Origin of the sequence: Roseateles saccharophilus (assembly GCF_031458095.1) — a bacterium.
Classification (GTDB): domain Bacteria; phylum Pseudomonadota; class Gammaproteobacteria; order Burkholderiales; family Burkholderiaceae_C; genus Pelomonas; species Pelomonas saccharophila_A.
On sequence record NZ_JAVDXU010000001.1, the window covers coordinates 362,937 to 384,819 of the forward strand.

At 66.8% G+C, this 21,883-nt stretch carries 15 protein-coding genes; 8 read left to right on the plus strand and 7 right to left on the minus strand.

Annotated elements, in window-relative coordinates; genetic code table 11:
• Position 1: 1 nt before the first annotated feature.
• Entirely contained in the window at positions 2-2,473 is a 2,472-nt protein-coding gene (locus J2X20_RS01525; protein ID WP_310259849.1) for a glycogen/starch/alpha-glucan phosphorylase, read from the minus strand.
• 361 nt (positions 2,474-2,834) lie between these two features.
• Between J2X20_RS01525 and J2X20_RS01530 the strand changes: the two genes are divergently transcribed.
• The 8 genes from J2X20_RS01530 to J2X20_RS01565 all read left to right on the plus strand — a co-directional run bounded on the left by J2X20_RS01530 (position 2,835) and on the right by J2X20_RS01565 (position 13,009).
• Entirely contained in the window at positions 2,835-3,956 is a 1,122-nt protein-coding gene (locus J2X20_RS01530; RefSeq protein ID WP_310259851.1) for an ABC transporter ATP-binding protein, read from the plus strand.
• Positions 3,953-5,122, plus strand: coding sequence for a maltose/maltodextrin ABC transporter substrate-binding protein MalE (gene malE / locus J2X20_RS01535; protein ID WP_310259854.1), 1,170 nt, complete (start codon positions 3,953-3,955; stop codon positions 5,120-5,122). The genes J2X20_RS01530 and malE overlap by 4 nt, the downstream gene beginning before the upstream one ends.
• Positions 5,119-6,699, plus strand: coding sequence for a maltose ABC transporter permease MalF (gene malF / locus J2X20_RS01540; RefSeq protein WP_310259857.1), 1,581 nt, complete (start codon positions 5,119-5,121; stop codon positions 6,697-6,699). The genes malE and malF overlap by 4 nt, the downstream gene beginning before the upstream one ends.
• Positions 6,700-6,865: 166 nt before the next feature.
• Positions 6,866-7,756: a maltose ABC transporter permease MalG gene (gene malG / locus J2X20_RS01545; RefSeq protein WP_310259858.1), complete on the plus strand. Its 891-nt coding sequence runs from the start codon at positions 6,866-6,868 to the stop codon at positions 7,754-7,756.
• Between the two features lie 8 nt (positions 7,757-7,764).
• On the plus strand, positions 7,765-10,137 hold the full coding sequence (locus tag J2X20_RS01550; protein ID WP_310259862.1) for a glycoside hydrolase family 13 protein: 2,373 nt from the start codon (positions 7,765-7,767) through the stop codon (positions 10,135-10,137).
• A complete protein-coding gene (locus J2X20_RS01555) occupies positions 10,134-11,012 on the plus strand; it encodes an aldo/keto reductase (RefSeq protein ID WP_310259866.1) in 879 nt (292 codons plus the stop codon). The genes J2X20_RS01550 and J2X20_RS01555 overlap by 4 nt, the downstream gene beginning before the upstream one ends.
• Complete coding sequence (locus J2X20_RS01560; protein WP_310259869.1) at positions 10,994-12,070, plus strand: hypothetical protein; 1,077 nt, start codon at positions 10,994-10,996, stop codon at positions 12,068-12,070. The genes J2X20_RS01555 and J2X20_RS01560 overlap by 19 nt, the downstream gene beginning before the upstream one ends.
• 48 nt (positions 12,071-12,118) lie before the next feature.
• Entirely contained in the window at positions 12,119-13,009 is an 891-nt protein-coding gene (locus J2X20_RS01565; RefSeq protein WP_310259873.1) for a hypothetical protein, read from the plus strand.
• 4 nt (positions 13,010-13,013) lie between these two features.
• Here the strand turns inward: J2X20_RS01565 and J2X20_RS01570 are convergent, their stop codons facing one another.
• The 6 genes from J2X20_RS01570 to J2X20_RS01595 form a co-directional block, all read right to left on the minus strand.
• The gene (locus J2X20_RS01570; RefSeq protein WP_310259876.1) at positions 13,014-13,853 is read right to left on the minus strand and encodes a PA4780 family RIO1-like protein kinase; all 840 of its coding nucleotides are present in this window, start codon (positions 13,851-13,853) and stop codon (positions 13,014-13,016) included.
• Between the two features lie 22 nt (positions 13,854-13,875).
• A complete protein-coding gene (locus J2X20_RS01575) occupies positions 13,876-14,610 on the minus strand; it encodes a sugar nucleotide-binding protein (protein ID WP_310259879.1) in 735 nt (244 codons plus the stop codon).
• Positions 14,607-15,995, minus strand: a complete 1,389-nt coding sequence (locus tag J2X20_RS01580) for a glycoside hydrolase family 32 protein (RefSeq protein ID WP_310259882.1) — start codon at positions 15,993-15,995, stop codon at positions 14,607-14,609. Before J2X20_RS01580 ends, J2X20_RS01575 begins: the two co-directional genes overlap by 4 nt.
• Positions 15,992-17,287, minus strand: a complete 1,296-nt coding sequence (locus J2X20_RS01585) for an alpha-amylase family glycosyl hydrolase (protein ID WP_310259885.1) — start codon at positions 17,285-17,287, stop codon at positions 15,992-15,994. The genes J2X20_RS01580 and J2X20_RS01585 overlap by 4 nt, the downstream gene beginning before the upstream one ends.
• A 7-nt stretch (positions 17,288-17,294) precedes the next feature.
• Positions 17,295-18,815 carry a tryptophan halogenase family protein gene (locus tag J2X20_RS01590; RefSeq protein ID WP_310259888.1) on the minus strand — a complete coding sequence of 507 codons (1,521 nt, stop codon included), beginning with the start codon at positions 18,813-18,815 and terminating at the stop codon, positions 17,295-17,297.
• A 109-nt stretch (positions 18,816-18,924) separates the two neighbouring features.
• Complete coding sequence (locus J2X20_RS01595) at positions 18,925-21,747, minus strand: TonB-dependent receptor (RefSeq protein WP_310259890.1); 2,823 nt, start codon at positions 21,745-21,747, stop codon at positions 18,925-18,927.
• Between the last annotated feature and the right edge of the window lie 136 nt (positions 21,748-21,883).

Consider the following 21,883-nt stretch of genomic DNA (forward strand, 5'->3'; position numbering starts at 1 on the left):
GTCAGTGGTTCAGACTTTTCACGGACCAGACACGGTCCACATACTCGGCGATCGTGCGATCGGACGAGAACGGGCCCATGCCGGCGATATTGCGCAGGGCTCGCTCGGCCCAGGCGGCGCGGTCGGCAAACAACGCATCGACCTTGGCCTGGGTAGCGACGTAATCGGCGAAATCGGCCATCAGCAGATAGACATCCCGGTGCAGCAGGCTGTCCACGAGGCTGCGATAGCGCTCGGTATCGCCGTTACTGAACACGCCCGCCGCGATGGCATCGATGACGCGCTTGAGCTGGCGATTCTCTTCGACATACAGGCGCGGGTCGTAGCCCAGCTGCTTGATCTTGGTGACGGCATCGGCGCGCAGGCCGAACACGAACATGTTCTCCACGCCCATGGCCTCGGCCATCTCGATGTTGGCGCCGTCCCAGGTGCCGATGGTGACCGCGCCGTTCATGCCGAACTTCATGTTGCCGGTGCCCGAAGCCTCGGTGCCGGCCGTCGAGATCTGCTCGGACAGGTCGGCCGCCGGGATGATGCTTTCGGCCAGAGTGACGCTGTAGTTGGGCAGGAAGACGAGCTTGAGCTTGTCGCCCACGCGCGGGTCGCTGTTGATGACGCGGGCCACGTCGTGGGCCAGGCGCACGATGCTCTTGGCCATCTGGTAGGCCGAGGCGGCCTTGCCGGCAATGATGACGGTGCGGGGGACCCAGTTGGAGCCATTCACACCTTCAGGGTTGTCGCGGATGGCCTGGTAGCGGCTGATGACGTGCAACAGGTTCAGCAGCTGGCGCTTGTATTCGTGGATGCGCTTGATCTGGATGTCGAACAGGCTGTCGACATTGACCGAGATGCCCAGCTCGCGCCGGATCACGGCGGCCAGGCGCTCCTTGTTGGCGCGCTTGACGGCCAGGAACTCCTCGCCCAGCTCGCGGTTGGCGGCCAGGGGCGCGAGTTCACCCAGCTCGGCCAGGTCCTTGCGCCAGCCTTCGCCGATGCGGCTGTCCAGCAATGCCGACAGGGCCGGGTTGGCCTGCTGCAGCCAGCGGCGCGGCGTCACGCCATTGGTGACGTTGTGGAAGCGCTCGGGCCAGATGCGGGCGTAGTCGGCAAAGATGGTCTGCACCATCAGCTCGGAATGCAGTGCAGCCACGCCGTTGACGCGGTGGGAAGCCACCAGCGCGAGGGCGGCCATGCGCACGCGACGCTCGCCATGGCCATGGTTGCCCTCGTCGATCAGGGACACGCGCGCGGCGAAGGCGTGGTCGCCGGGGAAGCGCGCCTGCACCTCTTCAAGGAAGCGGTGGTTGATCTCATAAATGATCTCGAGATGGCGCGGCAGCAGGTTCTCGAACATGCGCACCGGCCAAGTCTCCAGCGCCTCGGGCATCAGCGTGTGGTTGGTGTAGGCCACGGCCTGGCGGGTGATCTTCCAGGCCTCGTCCCAGCCAAGGCCATGCTCGTCCAGCAGCAGGCGCATCAGCTCGGCGGGCGCCAGGGCCGGATGCGTGTCGTTAAGGTGGATGGCGTTGGTCTTGCCGAGGTTGTGCAGGCTGCCGAACTCGCGCAGATGGCGGGCAACCAGATCCTGCAGCGAGGCGCTGACGAGGAAGGCCTCCTGCTTGAGGCGCAGCTCGCGGCCGGCTTCGGTGGAGTCGTCCGGGTAGAGCACCCAGTTCAGCGCATCGGCCAGCACCTGGTGGCGGGCGGCACGGGCGTAGTCGCCCTCGCAGAAGGGCTTGAAGGCGATGGGCGCGGCCGTGGCCTGCCACTGGCGCAGCGTGGAGACGCGGTCGCTGTGGTGGGCAGGCACGATGAAGTCGAAGGCCTGGGCCTCGATCTCTTCGGCCGGCATCCAGCGGCGCACGCCGGAGGCATCGACCTCGACGCGTCCGCCAAAGCCGACGTTGAAACGCACGTCGTGACGCGGCAGCTCCCAGGCGGGCGAGTTGCGCGTCCAGTCGTCGGGCTGCTCCAGCTGACGGCCCTGCTGGATGACCTGGGCAAAGGTGCCATAGCGGTAGCGCAGGCCGTAACCGAAGGACGGCAGTTCCAGCTCGGCAAAGGAATCCAGGAAGCAGGCGGCCAGGCGACCCAGGCCGCCATTGCCGAGGGCCGCGTCGGGCTCGCGCTCCAGCACATCGCCCAGCGTCGTGCCGTGCTCGGCCAGCTTGGCTTCCAGCGGCTCGGTGAGCTTGAGAGCCGCCAGCGCATTGGACAACGCGCGGCCCATCAGGAATTCCATCGACAGATAGTGCACGCGGCGCACCGGCGCCTTGTCGCCGCGCTTTGCGTCTTCGGCCTGGGTCTTGGCCCAACGGCGGGCCAACGTCTCGCGGCAGGCGACGGCCGCGGCGTGCAAGGCCGCCTGCGGCGTGGCGCCATGGCTGGATTGGGACAGCTCACGTTCGTAGGCGGTCTCGAAGGCGGCGCGCAGGGCCTTGTCTTCGGCGGAGGGGGCTGACGGCTTCTTCATCGCGGTGGAGGCCTTGGAGGCGGGCTTGCGTTGAACGGGAAGGCGGGTTGGGGTGTTCATCAGTGCCGGCCCCCAGCGACGGGGGCAAGAATGCTACTCGACGGGCAGCGTTGAGCGAAGTATCGACCAGCTCCGACCTGTTGTGTAGTTTGACTACATCGGGAAAACCCGCGACGTTTTGCAAACCGTTGATCCATAAGGGTTTCGTGAAGATTCAAGCGGGTAGTCGCTGTTGTTGTGATGGCGCTGCAAATGTATATTGTCTACAAAGACGGCCAAACAAGAGAAATTTAGCCGTCTCCCGACGAGACAAGCCGGCGTAGTTCGACGACAGGACAGCCCGGCGATTGAAAGGTTAGAAGTGGCAGACGTTCGACTGACCGGCGTGGAGAAGGCCTATGGCGACATCCGCATCCTTCATGGCATCGACCTGGAGATCCGCGACGGTGAATTCATGGTCTTTGTCGGCCCCTCGGGCTGCGGCAAGTCCACGCTGCTGCGCTCCATCGCCGGCCTGGAAGAGATCACCGGCGGCGAACTGACCATTGGCGGGCGCGTCGTCAACGATGTGCCGCCCAGCGAACGCGGCATCGCCATGGTCTTCCAGTCGTATGCGCTCTACCCGCATATGAATCTGTTCGACAACATGGCCTTCGGGTTGAAGCTGGCCAAGGTGCCGAAGGCGGAGATCGAGACGGCCGTGCGCGATGCCGCAAAGATTCTCCACATCGAGCATCTGCTGGACCGCAAGCCCAAGGACTTGTCCGGCGGTCAACGCCAACGGGTCGCCATCGGTCGCGCCATCGTGCGTAAGCCAAATGTCTTCCTGTTCGACGAACCACTGTCGAACCTGGACGCGGCCCTGCGCGTGCGCATGCGCTACGAGTTCGCCAAGCTGCACGAGGATCTCAAGACCACGATGATCTATGTGACCCACGACCAGGTGGAGGCCATGACCCTGGCCGACCGCATCGTCGTGCTGTCGGCCGGCAAGGTCGAACAGGTCGGCTCGCCGCTGGAGCTTTACGAGCACCCGCGAAACCTCTTCGTGGCCGGCTTCATCGGCAGCCCCAAGATGAATTTCATCGCGGGCGAACTGGTCGCCATCGAGCCTGACCATGTGGACATGAAGCTGGACGGCAGCGGCGTGGTGCTGCAGGCACGCGTGGACGGCAGTGGCGCCAAGGTGGGCGACAAGGTCACGCTGGGCGTGCGCCCGGAACACATCCGCCAGGGCGGCGCCGGCAATCTGCTGCAGAGCACCGTGGCCTTTGTCGAGTCCCTGGGCGGCATCACCTTCGCCTACTGCCCCTACCCGGGCCTGGAGGAGCCGCTGACCTGCCAGTTCGAGGGCCGCAACGGCTGCGACCGCCTGCGCACGGGCCAGGCCCTGGACCTGCATCTGCCGGCCGAGGCGCTGTATGTCTTCAATGCAGATGGCCTCGCCCTGCGCCGCCTGGCCGCGCCGGAGCTGAACGCATGAAGTGGCTCCCCCTGCTGGCCGCGCTCGCTGCGGCGCCGGCCCTGGCCGAGGCGCCGAAGCTCCTGGTCTGGATCAATGGCGACAAGGCCTACAACGGCCTGCAGACCGTCGGCAATGCCTTCGAGAAAGTCTCGGGCGTCAAGGTGGTCGTCGAGCATCCAGTCGACCCGACGGACAAGTTCCAGCAGGCCGCCGGCGCCGGCAAGGGCCCGGACATCTTCTGCTGGCCGCACGACCGCGTCGGCGAATGGGCCAAGGCCGGCCTGCTGACGCCGCTGCGCCCTTCCGCCAAGCTGAAGGCCGAGTCCGAGGAGCAGGCCTGGAAGGCGCTGAGCTACCGCGGCCGCATCTGGGGCTATCCGCTGGCCATCGAGACGACCGGCCTCATCTACAACAAGGCCCTGGTGCCGACGCCGCCCGCCACCTGGGACGAGCTGATCGCCCTGGACAAGAAGCTGCAGGCCAGCGGCAAGCACGCGGTGCTGTGGGACTACAACAAGAGCTTCTTCAGCTGGCCCATGATTGCCGGCGCCGGCGGCGTCATCTTCGGCCGTGATGCCCAGGGCGACTTCGACCCGAAGCAGGTCGACGTCAACAACGAAGGCGCCCTGGCCGGTGCCAGGATGATCGAACGCCTCATCAAGGACGGCCACATGCCCAAGGGCGCGCGCTACTCCGAGATGGAGGCGGCCTTCGCCCGCGGCGAGGTGGCCATGATGATCTCCGGCCCCTGGGCCTGGGACAACGCCAAGCGGGCCAAGATCGACATCGGCGTGGCCCCCATTCCCGCCGTCGTCGCCGGCAAGCCCAGCAAGAGCTTTGTCGGCGTGCTGGGCTGCATGATCTCGGCGCCCAGCAAGAACAAGGACATCGCCAAGGAGTTCATCGAGAACCACCTGATGCGACCCGAGGCGCTCAAGGTGCTGGACGCTGACGTGCAAATCGGCGTGCCGGCCAACAAGGCCTTTTATGCCGAGCTGTCGGTCAACCCGCTGATTGCGGCCAGCATGACCAATGCCCGCAACGGCGCCCCCATTCCCAACATCCCCGAGGTGGGCCGCTTCTGGACCGCGATGGACGCGGCGCTGGAAGCCATCACCAACGGCCTGCAATCACCGAAGGACGCGCTGGACGGCGCCGCCGCACGGATGCTGCTGAACAAATGAACGCTGCGACCTCCACCCTGGGCCAGGGCAGCTACTCGACGCTGCCGTCCACACTGACCGAGAAGCTGGCCAAGCTGCTGCATTGGCCGGTCGCCATCGCCGCCATCGTGGCAGCCCTGTATCTCGTCTTCGTCGTCTATACCACCGGCCAGGCCGCCTGGGCCGCCGGCCTGCTGGTGCTGTTCACCGCGGGCTTCTACGTCTACCTGAGCCGCGGCGGCTTTGCCTGGCGCTACCTCTTCCCCGGCATCGCCGGCATGCTGATCTTCATCGCCTTCCCGCTGGTCTACACGGCCCAGATCGGCTTCACCAACTACTCCAGCACCCATCTGCTCAGCGAGAGCCGGGTGCGCGAATACCTGCTCGAGCAGCGCGACGCCGTGGAAGACCAGGTGCTGGCCTACAGCCTGCATGCCAGCGGCGCCGAGTACCGCTTGGTGCTGCACGCTGAAGGCGAGGCAGCGCCGCAATGGGTGTCGCCACCGTTGGCACTGCGCTCCGGCAAGGGAGTCCGCGTGGATGCGACCGCAGCGGATGCTGCCTCGACACCGACCGACGCCGCCCTGCCCCTGCCCGAACTGATCAAGCACCGCGACGCCCTGTCCAAGCTCGTGCTGGTGATGCCCGACAAGACCGAGCTGCACTACCTCGGCCTGCGCGAATTTGGCCCCGTCAAGCCGCAGTGGACTGCCAATGCCGACGGCAGCCTGACCCGCACCGCAGACAACACCGCCTTCAAGCCCAACCGCGACACCGGCTTCTTCGAGTCCACCTCGGGCGAGGTGTTGCAGCCTGGCTTCAAGGCCTTCATTGGCGCGGCCAACTATGCGCGCATGCTGTTCGACGCGGAGTTCCGCGGGCCCTTCCTGTCCATCTTCACGTGGACGGTGCTGTTCTCGGCGCTGACGGTGTTCTTCGCCACGGCCATCGGCATGCTGTTCGCCGTGATGCTGAACTGGGAGGGCATGAAGTACCGCACCACCTACCGCACCCTGCTCTTCCTGCCGTATGCGGTGCCGGGCTTCATCTCCATCCTGGTGTTCAAGGGCCTGTTCAACCAGAACTTCGGCGAGATCAACGCCATCCTGAATGCCCTCTTCGGCGTCAAGCCGGCCTGGTTCGCCGACCCGCTGCTGGCCAAGACCATGCTCGTCATCGTCAACGTCTGGCTGGGCTACCCCTACGTGATGATCCTGTGCTCGGGCCTGCTGAAGGCCATCCCCGCGGACCTCTACGAGGCCTCGGCCCTGGCCGGCGCCAGCCCCGCGACCAACTTCTTCAAGATCACGGCGCCGCTGATCATCAAGCCGCTGGCGCCGCTGCTGGTCAGCGCCTTCGCCTTCAACTTCAACAACTTCGTGCTGATCGCGCTGCTGACCGACGGCCGACCGGACTTCCTGTCCACCAAGCTGCCCGCGGGCCAGACCGACATCCTCGTCAGCTACACCTACCGCATCGCCTTCCGCGACTCGGGCTCGGACTTCGGCCTCGCCGCGGCGATCTCGACGCTGATCTTCTTCCTCGTCGCGGCGCTGTCGCTGATCAACCTGCGCCTGTCTGCAAAGGCCCAACGCTGATGACACCTCTTGTTTTGAACAGCATGCGGGCCGAGTGCCGGGCCGCTCCCAAGCCGGCCCGCATGGCGATGTGCTTGCGGCTCGATGCCTCAAGCATCGCCGTCCCCCAGGGGGACCGACCAGCGACGCCCGCGTTCAGCGCGGCGTTGCTGGGCGAGGGGCTTGCATGAGCATCGTCCTCGGCAAACAAGCCCGCTGGCGCACCTTCGCCGCCCACGCGGTGATGTGGGTCTTCATCGCCATCACGCTGTTCCCGCTGCTGGCCGTCGTGTCCATCTCGCTGCGCCCCGGCAACTTCGCCACCGGCAGCCTGATCCCGACCGAGATCAGCCTGGAGCATTGGAAACTGGCTCTCGGTATCCCCTACCAGGCGGCGGACGGCAGCCTGGTGCAGCCGCCCTTCCCGGTGCTGACCTGGCTGTGGAACTCCATCAAGATCGCTACGGCTTCCGCCTTCCTCATCGTCGCCATCTCGACGACCGCCGCCTATGCCTTCGCGCGGCTCAAGTTCAGCTTCAGCAAGCCGGTGCTCAATGGCATGCTGCTGCTGCAGATGTTCCCGCCGGTGCTGGCCCTGGTGGCCATCTTTGCCATCTTCGAGACCATCGGCAACTATGTGCCGGCTCTTGGAGTCGAGACCCACGCCGGCCTGGTGCTGGCCTATCTCGGCGGCATCGCCACCCATGTCTGGACCATCAAGGGCTACTTCGAGACCATTCCCGTGGAGATCGAGGAGAACGCCAAGGTCGACGGTGCGACGCACTGGCAAGCCTTCTCCAGAGTGCTGCTGCCCATGGCCGTGCCCATCCTGATGGTGGTCTTCGTGCTGGCCTTCATCGGCACCATCATCGAGTACCCGGTGGCGTCGATCCTGCTGCGTGAAGAGGGTAATTTGACGCTGGCCGTCGGGTCCAAATACTTCCTGCACGACCAGCGCTTCCTGTGGGGCGACTTCGCGGCCGCGGCCGTGCTGTCGGGCCTGCCCATCACCCTGGTCTTCCTGCTTGCACAGCGCTGGATCGTGTCCGGACTGACAGCGGGCGGCGTCAAAGGCTGAGGATTCACATGTTCAAGACGATTGCGCTGCTCGCAGCGCTGGTGACGCTCGCCCCTTCGGCTCATTCCGCGAGCTGCAAACCCGCGCCGCTCGGTGACGCCACGCTGTATCTGCGCGGCGGCCTGAACAACTGGTCGGCCCAGGACGAGCAGGCCTTCCAGTACCGCTGCAACGCCTATTACCTGAACCTGGCCGCCAAGGGCACGCAGGAATTCAAGCTCGCCGACGAGGACTGGACGGCCAGCCTGACCTTTGGCGGCGACGCCAAAGGGAACCCCGCGCGCGGCGCCACCGGCAACCTGAAGCGCGAGTTCAAGGGCCAGCACACGCTGCGCCTGGCCATCGCCGCCGACGGCAGCGCAACGCTCGCCGTCGGCCCCAAGACCTTCAAGCCCACGCCGCCCAAGCCCCTCAGCGACAAGGCCGCGCTGACCACCCGCTTCAACTCGCGCAGCACCGAGTTCAAGGCGCCCTTCGGCGCCCAGCCGGCCGGCAGCGAGGTCCGCTTCAGCATCGGCAATGACGTGCCCGGCCTGAAGCAGGCCACCCTGGTCATCGAGCGACGCCAGATGACGGGCAACCAGGAACAGCTCGCCTACGAGCCCGTCGCCCGTGTCGCGATGACACCCGAGCCGCACGGCCTTGGCACCGGCTTCACCGCCCGCCATCGCTTCGATGCGACCGGCATCTATGGCTACTGGTTCGAGATCGAGACCGACCAGGGCAAGTACGCGCTGCAGAACAACAAGGACCCCATCTACTGGACGCGCGAAAAAGGCTCCATGGGCCCGTCCACCGTCGAGCGCCTGCCGAGCAACGTGAACCGCGTGCGCCGCTACCGCCAGACCATCCACGCGCCCGGCTTCGAAGTGCCGACCTGGGCCCAGGACGTCGTCTACTACTACGTCTTCCCCGAGCGTTTCCGCAATGGCGACAAGGCCAACGACCCCCGCCCCGGCGGCGGCCGACCCCAGGATCGCTACCAGGACCGCGACGTCGAACGCCACGCCCAGTGGAACGAGAAGCCCTTCAAGCCCGACACGGGCGACGGCTCGGATGCCCTCTACAACAACGACTTCTTCGGCGGTGACCTGGCCGGCATCATCGACAAGCTCGACTACATCAAGAGCGTCGGCGCCAACGCCCTCTACCTGACGCCGGTGTTCCGCGCGCCCAGCAACCACAAGTACGACGCGGCGGACTACAAGAACATCGACCCGGCCTTTGGCACGAACGAGGACTTCACCCGCCTGTGTGCCGAGGCCGCCAAGCGCGGCATCCGCGTCATCCCCGACACCTCGCTGAACCATGTCGGCGCGGACTCACCCTACTTCAACCGCTACGGCAACTTCCCGGCCGGCGGCGCTTTCGACAACGGCAGACCCAACCCGGCCTCGCCCTACTACGGCTGGTTCAAGTTCAAGCCCGGCGAGAAGGACCCGAACAAGCAATACCAGGGCTGGGTCGGCGTGTCCGACCTGCCCGAGATCGACAAGAACAATGCCTCCTTCCGCGCCTATGCCTACCGCGACAAGGACTCGGTCACCAACCTCTGGCTGGAGCGCGGCGCGGCCGGCTGGCGCATGGACGTGGCGCCCTGGGTGCCCGACGACTTCTGGCGCGAGTGGCGTACCGCGGTGAAGACCAAAAAGCCCGATGCGCTGACGGTGGCCGAGACCTGGTTCGACAGCTCGAAGTACTTCCTCGGCGACATGTTCGACTCGACGATGAACTACATCTTCCGCAACGCCGTGCTGGACTACGCCGCCGGCAAAAGCGGCAAGCTGATGGCCGCCAACCTGGAGCTGATGCGCGAGGCCTATCCGCCCCAGGCCTTCTCGGCGTTGATGAATCTGCTGTCGACCCACGACCAGCCGCGCGCCCTGCACCACTTCGGCGAAGACCGCAACCTGACCGAGGCCAAGCAGCGCCTGCGCCTGGCGACCTTCTTCCAGATGACCTATCCCGGCTCGCCCACCATCTACTACGGCGACGAGGTGGGCCTGGGCGGCGGCGACGACCCCTACAACCGCGCGCCCTACCCCTGGGCCGACGAAGGCGGCCAACCCGACGAGGCCCTGCTGGCCGACTTCAAGCGCCTGACCCAGCTGCGCCACGACCTGCCCGTGCTGCGCCACGGACGCTTGAGCGAGCCCCTGCATGTCGACGAGAACGTCGTCGTGCTGGCCCGCCAGGACGGCAAGACCTGGGCCCTCACGGCGACGAACAACAGCACCAGCGCCAAGACCGTCAAGGTCCCCCTGCCCTTCCGAGCCGACCAGCTCCGCGACGCCTTGAGTGGCGATGCCGTGAGCGTCAAGGACGGCTGGATCCAACTCACCGTGCCGCCCCTGTTCGGCCGCGTCCTCATCACCCCATGATCCTGAATTCCCTCGGCTACACCGGCCTCAAGGTGTCGGCGCTCGGCTTCGGCGCCATGCACATCAACGACGAGCGCACCACCGAAGCGGAAGCCGGCGCCCTGCTCAACCATGTGCTCGACTTGGGGCTAAACCTCGTCGACACCGCCCGCGGCTACGGCCTGAGCGAAGAGCGCATCGGCCGCCACATCGCACATCGCCGCGCCGAGTTCGTGCTGTCCACCAAGGTCGGCTACGGCGTCGAGGGCGTGCCGGATTGGACGTACGACTGCATCGTGCAGGGCGTCGAGCGCGCGCTGAAGCTGATGAAGACGGACTGGCTGGACATCGTCCATCTGCACTCCTGCCCTTTGCATCTGCTGCAGCAAGGTGATGTCACACGTGCGCTGAACGACTGCCGCCAGGCCGGCAAGCTGCGCGTGGCCGCCTACTCGGGCGACAACGCCGAGATCGACTTCGCCATCGACAGTGGCGCCTTCGGCAGCCTGCAGACCTCCATCAGCCTGTGCGACCAGGCCCACCTGAAGACCCGCGCCGCGCGTGCCGACCATGCCGGCATCGGCGTCATCGCCAAGCGCCCCCTGGCCGGCGCCGTCTGGCGCCACGCCGAGCGGCCCGGCGACTTCGCGGAAGGCCAGTACTGGGACCGCTTCAAGGCCATGGGCCTGCCGACGGCCGAGGACTGGGCGGACGTGGCCCTGCGCTTTGCCGCCTTCCACACGGGAGCTGCCAGCGCCATCGTCGGCACGGCCAGGCCGGCCAACCTGCGCCGCAACCTGGACGCGATCGCCCGCGGCCCGCTGCCGGCCGATCTGGTCGTCAGCATCAGGGCCGCTTTCGACCGCCAAGGCGATGCGTGGCCGGGTCTGATCTGACACTCGACGCAAGACGCCAGCAGGCCAACCTGGCCTTCATGGCCAGCGGCGCCGAATTCAGCTTCGGGGATCCGACCGCGCTGCCCCTGCCCGTCGTCGAACTGCAGACCCTCACTGCCGACAGCCTCGGCGTTGAAGCCGTGCACGAGGGCGGCCTGACCGCCGAGGTCATCTGCCTCAGCCACGGCGGCCGCCGCTGGGCCGTCAAGCGCGCCCGCGAAGAGTGCCTTGTGCGCAACCCCGACGGCCAGACCTCCTTCCTCAACGAGCTGCAGCGCCATGCCGAGCTGGCGCCGCTGGCCCTGCCTGGCATCGCCAGACCCGTCTACGGCTCGCTGCGGCATGGCCTCGTCGTATCGCCGTGGATAGCCGGCCGCCACCCCGGCGTGCTCGACGAGCGCCAGGCCCGCACGCTGCTGGACGTCGGCTGCGCGCTGATCGAGCATGGCTTCTTCGAGTGGGACTACAGCGCCGGCAATCTGCTGGACGACGGGCAGCAGCTCTGGCTCTACGACTTCGGCTACTGCTACCGCTTCGATGCGCTGACCCAGTTCAACAGCGCCGGCAACGGCTGCGACTGCCCGCAATTCCATCTGGCCGAACGCATCGAGGGCCGACACCTCTTCGGCGCCCTGCTCGACGCCGGCGGCGACGACGAGGCCCTGCCGCATTTCCTCAGCTTCAAGCAGCTGGCGGCCCAGGCCTATGAAGGCCTGGCGGAGCGTCTGGTCCGACGCGGCGCCAGCGCCCAGGTGCTGGGCCATTACCGCGGCCTGGCGCGGCATTGGCGTCGCGCCATCGCCGAGGCTCCGGGCCTGCTTTACCTCGCCAGCGCCTGGCAGGCCCACAGCAGCGACCTCGACGACGATCTGCGCGGCCGCTCCTGCACGCCACGCACGCTGCGCCGCGCCCAATGGCTTCAGCGCGCGCTTCGCGAGCATGGCGCCAGCCTGCGCGCCAGCGATGCCCTCACGCCGCAAGACGCGGCCTTGAGCGACGCCACCCTGCTCGCCTGCCTGTACGAGCGCGAGCTCGAGGCCCGCCACTACCAGCTCTAAGCCCAGGGATAACCCGACGTTGCGCGGACTGCTTCATGATGGCGGCCGATGCCATCGCTCCCCACGCCGACACAGCGCCGCGCCCTGCTGAGCCTGCCCCTGCTGCTGGCGGCCCGGCCACTGTTGGGCCAGCCAGCCGAACCGGTGCGCCTGCCCCGCCACGTCAGCATGCCCGACCCGCAGCTGGTCTATGTGCGGCGCATCGTCGAGCTGGCGCTGAACCGTACGGGCAACCGCCTGCCCATCCAGCCGGTCGACCTGGACATGACCCAGGGCCGCACCCTGGTCGAGCTGGCCACCGGTCACGCCCCCATCGACCTGATGTGGACCATGACCGACATCCAGCGCGAATCCAGCGGCCTGCTGCCGGTGCGCGTCCCCATCGATCGCGGCTTGCTGGGCTGGCGATTGCTGCTGGTCAGGCGCAGCGAGCTGGCGCAGTGGAAGCGCGTGCGCACGTTGAGGGACCTGGGCCAACGCATGGCCGGCCAGGGCCACGACTGGCCCGACACGGCCATCCTGCGCGCCAACGGCTTGCAGGTGGGCACCAGCAGTGGCTACGACGCCCTGTTCCGCATGCTGGCCGCCGGCCGCATCGACTACTTCCCGCGCTCCATCCTCGAGATCGACGCCGAGATGGCCGGCGGCCGCTACCCCGAACTGGCCATCGTGCCGGAGCTGATGCTTCACTACCCCGCGGCGGCCTATCTCTTCGTCAGCCCGACCCGGCCCGATCTGGCGGCCGAATTGAAGGCCGGCCTGGACGCCGCGGTGGCCGACGGCAGCTTCCAGCGCCTGCACCGCGAGCAGTACGGCGCCGTCATCAAGGCCCACCAGATCTCGCCGGACCGCGTGCTGAAGCTGAGCAACCCGCTGCTGCCGCCCGAGACGCCCATCCAGCGCAAGGAGCTGTGGATACAACCCGGCGACACCGGTTGACGGGTCAACTCATGCGCAGCAGGCGCTCCGCTTCTTCGAGCCGGGCGTCCTCGATCTCGCGCAGCACGCCCGACAGATCCACCTCGCCGGCCTTGCGCTCATAGCGCCCGGTCAGCGGTGTGTCGGGCGACAGCAGGCCGGCGGCATAGAGGGCCCAGATCTCGGGGCCGTACTGGGTGGCGAGCAACGCCGGCGCATGCTGGCCGAAAAAGTTGCGCAGGTTGTCGACGTCGCGCATCAGCATGCGCGGCGCATGGTTGTTGCCGGCGGCGTCCACCGCCTGCGGCAGGTCGATGATGACGGGCCCGTCGGCGGCGAGCAGCACGTTGAACTCCGACAGGTCGCCGTGAATGACGCCGGCACACAGCATGCGCACCACCTCGCCGATCAGCGTGGCATGGTGCTGGCGCGCCTCGGCCTCGCTGAAGCTCAGGTCGTTCAGGCGCGGCGCCGCGTCGCCATGCTCGTCGGCCACCAGTTCCATCAGCAGCACGCCGTCATGGAAGTTGTCGGGCCGCGGCACGCGCACGCCGGCCGCGGCCAGGCGGTAGAGGGCATCGACCTCGGCGCTCTGCCAGGCGGCCTCCTGCTGCTGGCGGCCATAGGTCGTGCGCTTGGCCATTGCGCGCGCTTGGCGGCTGTTGCGCACCTTGCGGTTCTCGGTGTAGTCGACGGCCTGGCGGAAGCCGCGCTTGTTGGCTTCCTTGTAGACCTTGGCGGCGCAGGTGTCGTCCCCGCAGCGCACGACATAGACATCGGCTTCCTTGCCGCTCTTGAGCTGGCGCACGACGCTGTCGATCAGGCCTTCGTCCATCAGTGCCTGCAGGCGCGCGGGTGGTTTCATGGCCCGATTGTCGGGCCCACCGCTAGCGGTCCAGGCGAGCGGACAAAGGTGGCAGGCCGCTGGGGCCACCGACCAGGCGTTGATCGTGGTGATAATCCTCATTGGCCTCAACCCGCCAGTCGCGCCCGAATCTGCGGGCCAGCGCGCGGGCCAGCTCGTCGAAGCGCCAGGCTTCCGCCGCATTGCTGTCCAGATGATGCACGCCGGGCAGCGGCCTCTCGATCAGCGCCAGCAAGGCCGCGGCCGTGTCGCTCATGAAGGAGCAGGCCGGCGTCCAGGCGCGGCTCGCCGCCACGCGGCCCTCGCGCTGCTGCCAGCCGTCCAGCGCCATCAGCATGTTGTTGCCGGGCTGGGTCGGGTCGATCTGCCAGCCGATGCGGGCGATGACGGGGGTCTCGCTGGCCAGCAGGATGGCGTTCTCGCAATCGATCTTGTAGCGGCCGTAGTCATCCCTGGCCGTGCGATCGTCGGCCACGTCGTGGGGGCCATCGGGTTTGTGGTCGAACACCATCGCCGTGCTGGTGAACAGCAGGTTGTGACAGCGCTCGGCCAGGAAACCCGCAAAGCGCGCCGAGCCCATGCCCAGGTGGGCGACGGCGTCGACGGCCTGCGCGGCCAGCCAGGCGGCCGACAGCGCCTCGTCGTCGGGGTTCACCGTGGCGCGGTCCCAGGCTATGACCTGATGCCCGGCCGCCCGCGCGGCTTCGGCCAGGCGCGGTGCCAGCGTGCCGTTCAGGCCGGTGATGAGGATCTTCATGCGTTCAAGGGCCAGCAGGTCAGCACGCTGAGGCGCCAATCACCGGGGCCCTGCTTCAGCACGGCCACGCCCTGGCTGGCGGGCCCGGGGTAGATGACCTCGGTCAACGCGACCAGGCCGTCGCCGGAGAAGACCTCGACCGAGCAGCGGTCGACGATGACACGCAGCGCCAGCGGCCCGCGGGCGCCGGCCCAGGCCTGTTCGCGCCGGCCCTGCCAATGCGCGGCGCTGGGAATATGGCCGCTGCGGCTGCGGTCGATCCAGACCATGCCGCCGCGGTGGTCGATGACGATCTGCGTGGACTCGCCACCGGGGCCGCAACGCAGGTCCAGGGTCGACGCATCGGCTTCGCCCGGATCCAGCTCCCAGCGCAGTTCCAGCACCTCGCCCGCGTCGACAAGACCGGCGCCGACGAGGTGGCGCGCTTCACCGCGCAGCGCTTCGGTCGACACGGGTGATTGCAGCAGCCGCCAGCCCTCGGGCGTTTGAGCCAGCCCCAGTTCACGCGGCAGGCTCATGGCACCGCGCCAGGGGCTCGTTGGCGTGTGCTTGGCATAGGCATGCTGGTTCATCCACGCCATCCAGACCGGTGGACGGCCGGCGGGCAGGCTGGCGAAGGACAGGGCCGCGTAGAAGTCGCTGCCATGGTCGGCCCAGAAGGCATCGGTGTCGGCCTCGAAGCGAACGCCGTCGAAACGCCCCACCCAGCATTGCGCGCCGCTGCCGGCCGGGTGGCCCTCGAAGGTGTCGACCTTGAGCAGCCAACGGTCCAGCGCTGGAAAGTGGATGAGGTCGGGGCATTCCCAGATCGCAATCGTGCAGCCCGTCGGCCCGAACTGGCTCTGCAGGGTCCAGTTGCGCAGGTTGGCGCTGGCGTAGAAGGCCACGCGTCTCTCCTCGGGCAACACGACAGCCATGATCCAGCGGCCGGTGGGCGCATGCCAGAACACCTTGGGATCGCGGAACTCACGCAGGCCCAGGTCCAGCACCGGGTTGCCGGCGTACTTCGTCCAGGTCAGGCCGCGGTCCAGGCTCCAGGCGATGTCCTGGGCCTGGCCGCCTTCGGGCCGGAGCAGGCAGCCGGTGTAGCAGGCCACCCAGGCGCCAGCGCCAAAGCCGGCCGTGTTGCCGTCATCGATGACGATGGAGCCCGAGAAGATGGAAGCCCGCTCGTCCTCGGGAATGGCCAGCGGCAGCTCGGTCCAGTGCAGCAGGTCGGGGCTGGTGGCATGGCCCCAGCTCATATGGCCCCAGACGTCGCCGAAAGGGTTGTGCTGGAAGAACAGGTGGTAGAGCCCCGTGGCCGCATCGAAGACCAGGCCATTGGGGTCGTTGATCCAGTTCCGCCGCGGTGCGAAGTGACAGCGGGGCCTGAAGTCGTTCACGACAGCTGCCAGCCCCAGGGGCGGAGCTTGAGGCCCTGCCAGGCCTGCTCGGTCCTGGACAGGTTGACCGCCACGCGCACCAGGTCCTGGTCGAGGCGGCGCTCGAAGGCGACGATGTCGGGCGGGCTGTCCACCAGCTTGACCGGCGCGCCGTACTGGCCGGCCGCCAGTGCCGGGTGCTGGTGCTTGAGCGCGGCGAGGCTGGCGTAGAACTCGCTCAGTTCGTAGGTCTTCCAGTCGATGGCGTCCTTCTCGAAGAACTCCAGCTTCTTGGTCAGGCGCGACTCCTGGCCGTTGTAGATCAGCGGCATGCCGGGCAGCGTGAAGCTCAGCACCGCCAGCGCCGGGTAGGCATCGCCGTAGAGATCGGCATCGGTGCCATGCCAGGAGTTGAAGTCGTGATTGCTCGTGAAGCGCATGCGATAGGCGTGGGCCGGGTAGCCCGCCGGCTGCTTGGCCAGCCACTCGCGCAGCAGTGGCGCGCCCGCCTCGCCCTTGCCGATCTTCTTGAAGACCTGGTCGGCCAGATCCCAGGAATAGGTCATGTCGAAGGCGCCGCTGGTGTGCAGGTCGATGGCGTCGGACTCGGCCAGCATGAACATGGGCTTGATGGCGTCGAGCTCCTTGCGGGCACGCACCCAGAAGTCGGTCGGCACCAGGCTGGCCACATCGCAGCGGAAGCCGTCCAGGCCGGTCTCGCGCACCCAGAACTTCATCGCGTCGATCATCGCGGTGCGCAGGCCCGGGGCTTTGTAGTTCAGCGCGACGACGTCGTCCCAATGCTCCTCGCTGGGCTGGCCTTGGTTGAAGGTGACGGCATAGATTTCACCCTTGGCATTGAGCTTGTACCAATCCTTGTGGGCCGTGGCCCAGCCATGGTCCCAGGCCGTGTGGTTGGCCACCCAGTCCAGGATGACCTTGAAGCCCAGTTGATGCGCCGCGGCAACCAGCGCCTTGGCGTCGGCCAGCGTGCCGAACTCCGGGTTCACGGCCGTGTAGTCGCTGATGGAGTAATAGCTGCCCAGCGTGCCCTTGCGGTTGAGCTTGCCGATGGGCTGGATGGGCATCAACCACAGGATGTCCACGCCCAGCCTTTTCAACCGCTGCAGGTCCGACTGCACCGCCTTGAACGTGCCCTCGGGCGAGAACTGCCGGACGTTGATCTGGTAGATCACGGCCTGGCGCGTCCAGGGCAGATGGGGCATCTCTTTGGCAGGGGCGGCGGCGGTGGCGCTCATGGCGGGAAGGGCAAGGGTGGCGGCTGCAGTCAGCACGGTGCGGCGATTGGGCATGGCGGTCTCACATCGGCTTGGCAGCGCAGTTCTGGGCGATGTACTCGGCGTGATCGGGCATGACGCCCACGCATTTGGCGATGACGTCCCGGACGCTTTCGAGGTAGTCGAAGGTCGCCTGCTCGGACTGCAGCTCGGCCAGCGGATGGTGGCGCTGCGGCAGTAGGTTCTGGCCCTCCATGACCTGCAACCAGCCCACCTCGGTGAAGAGCTCATTGTTGACGCGCATGACGCGGCCATGGCTGCGGAAGAGCTCGATCTTCTCGCGCAGCGAGTCGGGAATGGCCATGTGGGCGCAGGCGCGCCAGAACTCCGAATCGTCGCGCTGGTTGAGGTGGTAGTGCAGGATGATGAAGTCGCGGATGCGCTCGTAGTGGAAGCGGCTGTGCGCGTTGAACGCGGCGATGTCGGTCGCCTCGAAGCCGCGGTCGGGAAAGAAGTCGATCAACTGCTGGACGGCTGCCTGGATCAGGTGGATGGAGGTGGACTCCAGCGGCTCGAGGAAGCCGCTGGCCAGGCCGATGGCCACGACGTTCTGGTTCCAGGCCAGCTTGCGCATGCCGGTCTTGAAGCGGATGGGGCGTGGGTCGGCCAGGGGCCTGCCATCCAGGTTGGCAAGCAGCGTGGCCGCGGCTTCGTCGTCGCTGATGTGCTGGCTGCAATAGACATGGCCGTTGCCGATGCGGTGCTGCAGCGGGATGCGCCACTGCCAGCCGGCGCGGTGCGCGGTCGAGCGCGTATAGGGCGTCAGGACCTTGGCCGATTCGCAGGGCACGGCCAGGGCGCGGTCGCAGGGCAGCCAATGCGTCCAGTCCTCGAAGCCCGTCTGCAGCGTCTGCTCGATCAGGAGGCCGCGAAAGCCCGAGCAGTCGATGAAGAGGTCGCCCTCGACGCGCTCGCCACTCTCCAGCACGACGGCGTCCACATGGCCCGCGTTCGCGCCTTCGCCGCGCCGCGTGGCATGGGTGATCTTGCCCTCGGTGCGGCGCACGCCGCGCGACTCGCTGAGGCGGCGCAGGTATTTGGCGTAGAGGCTGGCGTCGAAGTGATAGGCGTAGGTGATGTCGGCCAGCGGCGAGTTCGGGATGTCCGGCCGGGCCGGCATGAACTTGTTGGCCAGGCTGGCCATGCGGGAGATCGAATACTGCTCCAGCGGCTGCGCGCGGCCGAGGGCGCGCATGCGGTGCCAATACTGGTCGAAGGGCACGGTCCACAGGTCCTGGCCGACGCGGCCGAAGCCGTGCATATAGCGGTCCCCGAGCCTGCCCCAGTTCACGAACTCGATGCCGAGCTTGAACGTGCCCTGGGTCTCGCGCATGAACTCGTTCTCGTCGATGCCGACGACGCGGTTGAAGCGCTGGATCATCGGGATGGTCGCCTCGCCGACACCGACGATGCCGATCTCATCGGATTCGACGACGCGGATGCGGTAGCGGTCGCTGACCACCGTCGCCAACGCGGCAGCCGTCATCCAGCCCGCGGTGCCGCCGCCGACGATGACGATGTCTTGGATCAATTGCTGGGACATCAGAGCTCTCGAAATGAAAAGGCCCCGCCGACGATATCGCTGCGGGGCCGTCATGCAAGCCGCTGAAGGGCAGGGTTTGAACCCATGCCCCTCTCGGCCCTGCCGAGGGTCAGAACTTGTAGTTCACGCCCAGCAGATAGGTCTTGCCGTACTTGACCGACTCGACCACGTTCTCGTTGCCATTGGCATCCGGCAGGAAGCGCTGGAACTCGGTGTTGCCCAGGTTCTGCGCCGAGAAATTGACCGAGAAGCCCTTCATCGGACCGCTCTGGAACTCGTAAGCCACTTGCAGGTCGATGATGGACTCGCCCTTGACGAAGGTCAGCTTGCGCGTGTCTTCGTAGTCGCGGATCTCGCCCAGGAACTTGGAGCGGTACTTGCGAGCCACGCCGATCTGGAAGCCATTGGCTTCGTAGTACAGCTTGGCGTTGGTGACCTTGCGCGACAGGCCCGGCAGCGGGATGTCGAGCGTGCCGAGGTCTGCGCCGTTGACGCCGCTGATCGGCAGCTTGACCGAGCTCTGCGTGTCGGAGTGGTTGATCTGCACGCCGAAGCCGTCGAGCCAGCTGGTGACCAGCGAGAACGGCAGGTCGGCATTCAGCTCGACACCCTTGATATTGCCGCCCGAGCCGTTGAACGGTGAGGTCAGCGTACCGATGGTGGAGCCGCTCGGAGGCAGCGGCGTCGAGCCGGTCACATAGGGCCCGAAGTCAAAGCGGCGGCCGATGTTGACGATGTAGGTGTCGAGCTTCTTGTAGAAGCCGGCGATGCTGATCACACCCTTCTTGCCGAAGTACTTCTCATACGAGAGGTCGAAGCTCTTGGCGCGGAAGGGCTTCAGCATCGGGTTGCCGCCGCCGCCGGTCAGCTGAGCGGGGTCGCCATTGGTGGGCGTGCTCAGGCTGAACGACAGGCCGGCGCGCAGATCGTTCATGACCGGGCGGGCCAGCACCTTGGCCACACCCAGGCGCACAACCTGGTCGCCGCCGAGGTCGAAGGCGACGTTCAGGCTGGGCAGCACGTCGGTGTAGGTGGTGTCGCCATAGACGTATTGCGCCGGGCAGGTCGTCGCGGTGTTGCCCGTGCACTTGGCCTTGTCGACCGAGTAGCCGCCGCCGTGCTGGTCGGTGTGCACGACCTGCAGGCCGACGTTGCCGCGGTAGTTCAGGCCGAACAGCTCGCCGTCCAGGTCGCCCTTGACGAAGGCGGTGTTGACCTTCTCGCGCACGTCCCAGAACTTGACGCGGATGGGTTCGTCGACCTTGTTGACCAGGTCGTAGATCGAACCTTCCGAGCCCGTCGGATCCCAGGAAATGATGGGCACGCCGCTGTAGCTGGCGACGACGCTGCTGCCGTTGGGGATCTGGGCCGTGCCGTAGGGGTCGCCGCCCTTGATGGCCAGGCGGTATTCGTCCGAAGTACGGATCTTCTTGCGGTCCGACAGGTTCACGCCGAAGCTGGTGCTGCGGATGGGGCCGAAGTCGGTGTTGTTCGTGAAGGTCAGGCGGCCGTTGTTGATCGTGTCCGTCGTCACCGGGCGGGCCAGATAGCCGGCCTGGGGCGAGCTCGGGCCACCCGACCAGCCTTCGACGTCCGTCAGACGGGCATTGGCCGGGTTGGAGAAGTCGATGCTGGTCTTGTACTGGACGTCCTGGAAGTTGTTGCCGTTGAAGCCCGTCCAGGAAATGCTGGCCAGCTGCGAAGCCGGCGTGTTGCCCGCCTGGCCAGCCGTCGTCTCATAACGGTTGGTGTGGCGCTCGCCCTTGGAGCGCGACAGGTCCAGGTTGGTCGACCAGGTGTCGCCAAGCTTGAGCTCGCTGTTCCAGCCGAAGTTGGTCAGCTTGTCCTTGTCGGTCGTCAGGTGGTTGCGGATGACGGCCTTGTAGTTGGACATCGTGCCGCTGGCGGCCACGCCGTTGGTGATGGTGGCAGCGGACAGCACGCCAGCCGGATCGTATTGGTCGGACAGCGAACCCGCGCCGCTGGCGCCGAAGGGGATGGCCCCCTCCAGGCCGGTGCGCTTGAGCTTGTTCGTGCCGCGCGACTGGAAGATGTCGACCGTGCTCTTGAAGTCCTTGTTCGGACGGAACTGGAAGATGCCCAGGAAGGCGTCGCGCTTGTTGTCGTTGGTCTCGACGTCGGCCTTGAAGCCGCCCGGCACCTTGACGTTGCTGCCGTTGTAGGGAACGTCGGCGGCCCAGCCACCCCAGCTGTCGAACTTCAGCTGCTGGTTGTTGCGCTCGTCCAGGCGGCTGACCGCCAGGGCCACGCCGATGGTGCGGTCAGCGAACTGGTCGATATAGGAGAAGGAGTAGCGGTCACCGCTGCCCTCTTGCGGCGCGCCGGAGCTGACGCCCGTCTTCTGGCGACGGTAGCCCGCGGCGATGACACGGTTGGCGAAGTTCAGCGGCTGCACCGTCGTCAGGTTGACGGTGGACGACAGGCCCTGGCCGACCAGGGAAGCGTCGGGCGTCTTGTGCACGACGATGCCGGACAGCAGCTCGGCCGGGTAGACGTCGAACTCGGGCGAACGGCTGTCACCGGTGGAGGCTTGCTCGCGACCGTTGAACAGCGAACCGTTCAGGTCCGGCGACATGCCGCGGATGCTGATGGTGGACGCCTTGCCGGTCGACTTGTTGCGCTGCTGGGCCACGCCAGGCAGGCGCGACACCGATTCCGCCACGCTGGTATCGGGCAGCTTGCCGATGTCTTCTGCCGAGATGGCATCGACGATGGAATCGGCGTTCTTCTTGACCGAGATGGCAGCCTCGACGGCCTTGCGAATGCCGGTGACGGTCACCGTCTCGAGTTGCTGCGGTTGCTCTTGCTGCGCCGTTGCGGCGGTGGCGGCGATCAGCAGCGTGCAGCCGATGGCGACCGGACTGATGCGGAAAGACGCTGCGCCCCCGCGCTTGTCTTGGCTCATGGTCATGGATGTCTCCTCTGGTTCATTGGAAAACGGTTGGCCCGAAGGACGCGGCCGGGGTTGACGGCCTGCGTCTTGTGGGCGAGAACCCAACGTCTCGACCGTGTTTGTATCAAAACTAGATTTTTTTCCGCACCTGCGT

What these genes read in the sequence shown, in the direction of transcription:
- J2X20_RS01525 (WP_310259849.1), bottom strand. Translation starts at nt 2,473, where the DNA reads ATGAAGAAGCCGTCAGCCCCCTCCGCCGAAGACAAGGCCCTGCGCGCC.
- malE (WP_310259854.1), top strand. Translation starts at nt 3,953, where the DNA reads ATGAAGTGGCTCCCCCTGCTGGCCGCGCTCGCTGCGGCGCCGGCCCTG.
- malF (WP_310259857.1), top strand. Translation starts at nt 5,119, where the DNA reads ATGAACGCTGCGACCTCCACCCTGGGCCAGGGCAGCTACTCGACGCTG.
- malG (WP_310259858.1), top strand. Translation starts at nt 6,866, where the DNA reads ATGAGCATCGTCCTCGGCAAACAAGCCCGCTGGCGCACCTTCGCCGCC.
- J2X20_RS01550 (WP_310259862.1), top strand. Translation starts at nt 7,765, where the DNA reads ATGTTCAAGACGATTGCGCTGCTCGCAGCGCTGGTGACGCTCGCCCCT.
- J2X20_RS01555 (WP_310259866.1), top strand. Translation starts at nt 10,134, where the DNA reads ATGATCCTGAATTCCCTCGGCTACACCGGCCTCAAGGTGTCGGCGCTC.
- J2X20_RS01565 (WP_310259873.1), top strand. Translation starts at nt 12,119, where the DNA reads ATGCCATCGCTCCCCACGCCGACACAGCGCCGCGCCCTGCTGAGCCTG.
- J2X20_RS01570 (WP_310259876.1), bottom strand. Translation starts at nt 13,853, where the DNA reads ATGAAACCACCCGCGCGCCTGCAGGCACTGATGGACGAAGGCCTGATC.
- J2X20_RS01575 (WP_310259879.1), bottom strand. Translation starts at nt 14,610, where the DNA reads ATGAAGATCCTCATCACCGGCCTGAACGGCACGCTGGCACCGCGCCTG.
- J2X20_RS01585 (WP_310259885.1), bottom strand. Translation starts at nt 17,287, where the DNA reads ATGCCCAATCGCCGCACCGTGCTGACTGCAGCCGCCACCCTTGCCCTT.
- J2X20_RS01590 (WP_310259888.1), bottom strand. Translation starts at nt 18,815, where the DNA reads ATGTCCCAGCAATTGATCCAAGACATCGTCATCGTCGGCGGCGGCACC.
- J2X20_RS01595 (WP_310259890.1), bottom strand. Translation starts at nt 21,747, where the DNA reads ATGACCATGAGCCAAGACAAGCGCGGGGGCGCAGCGTCTTTCCGCATC.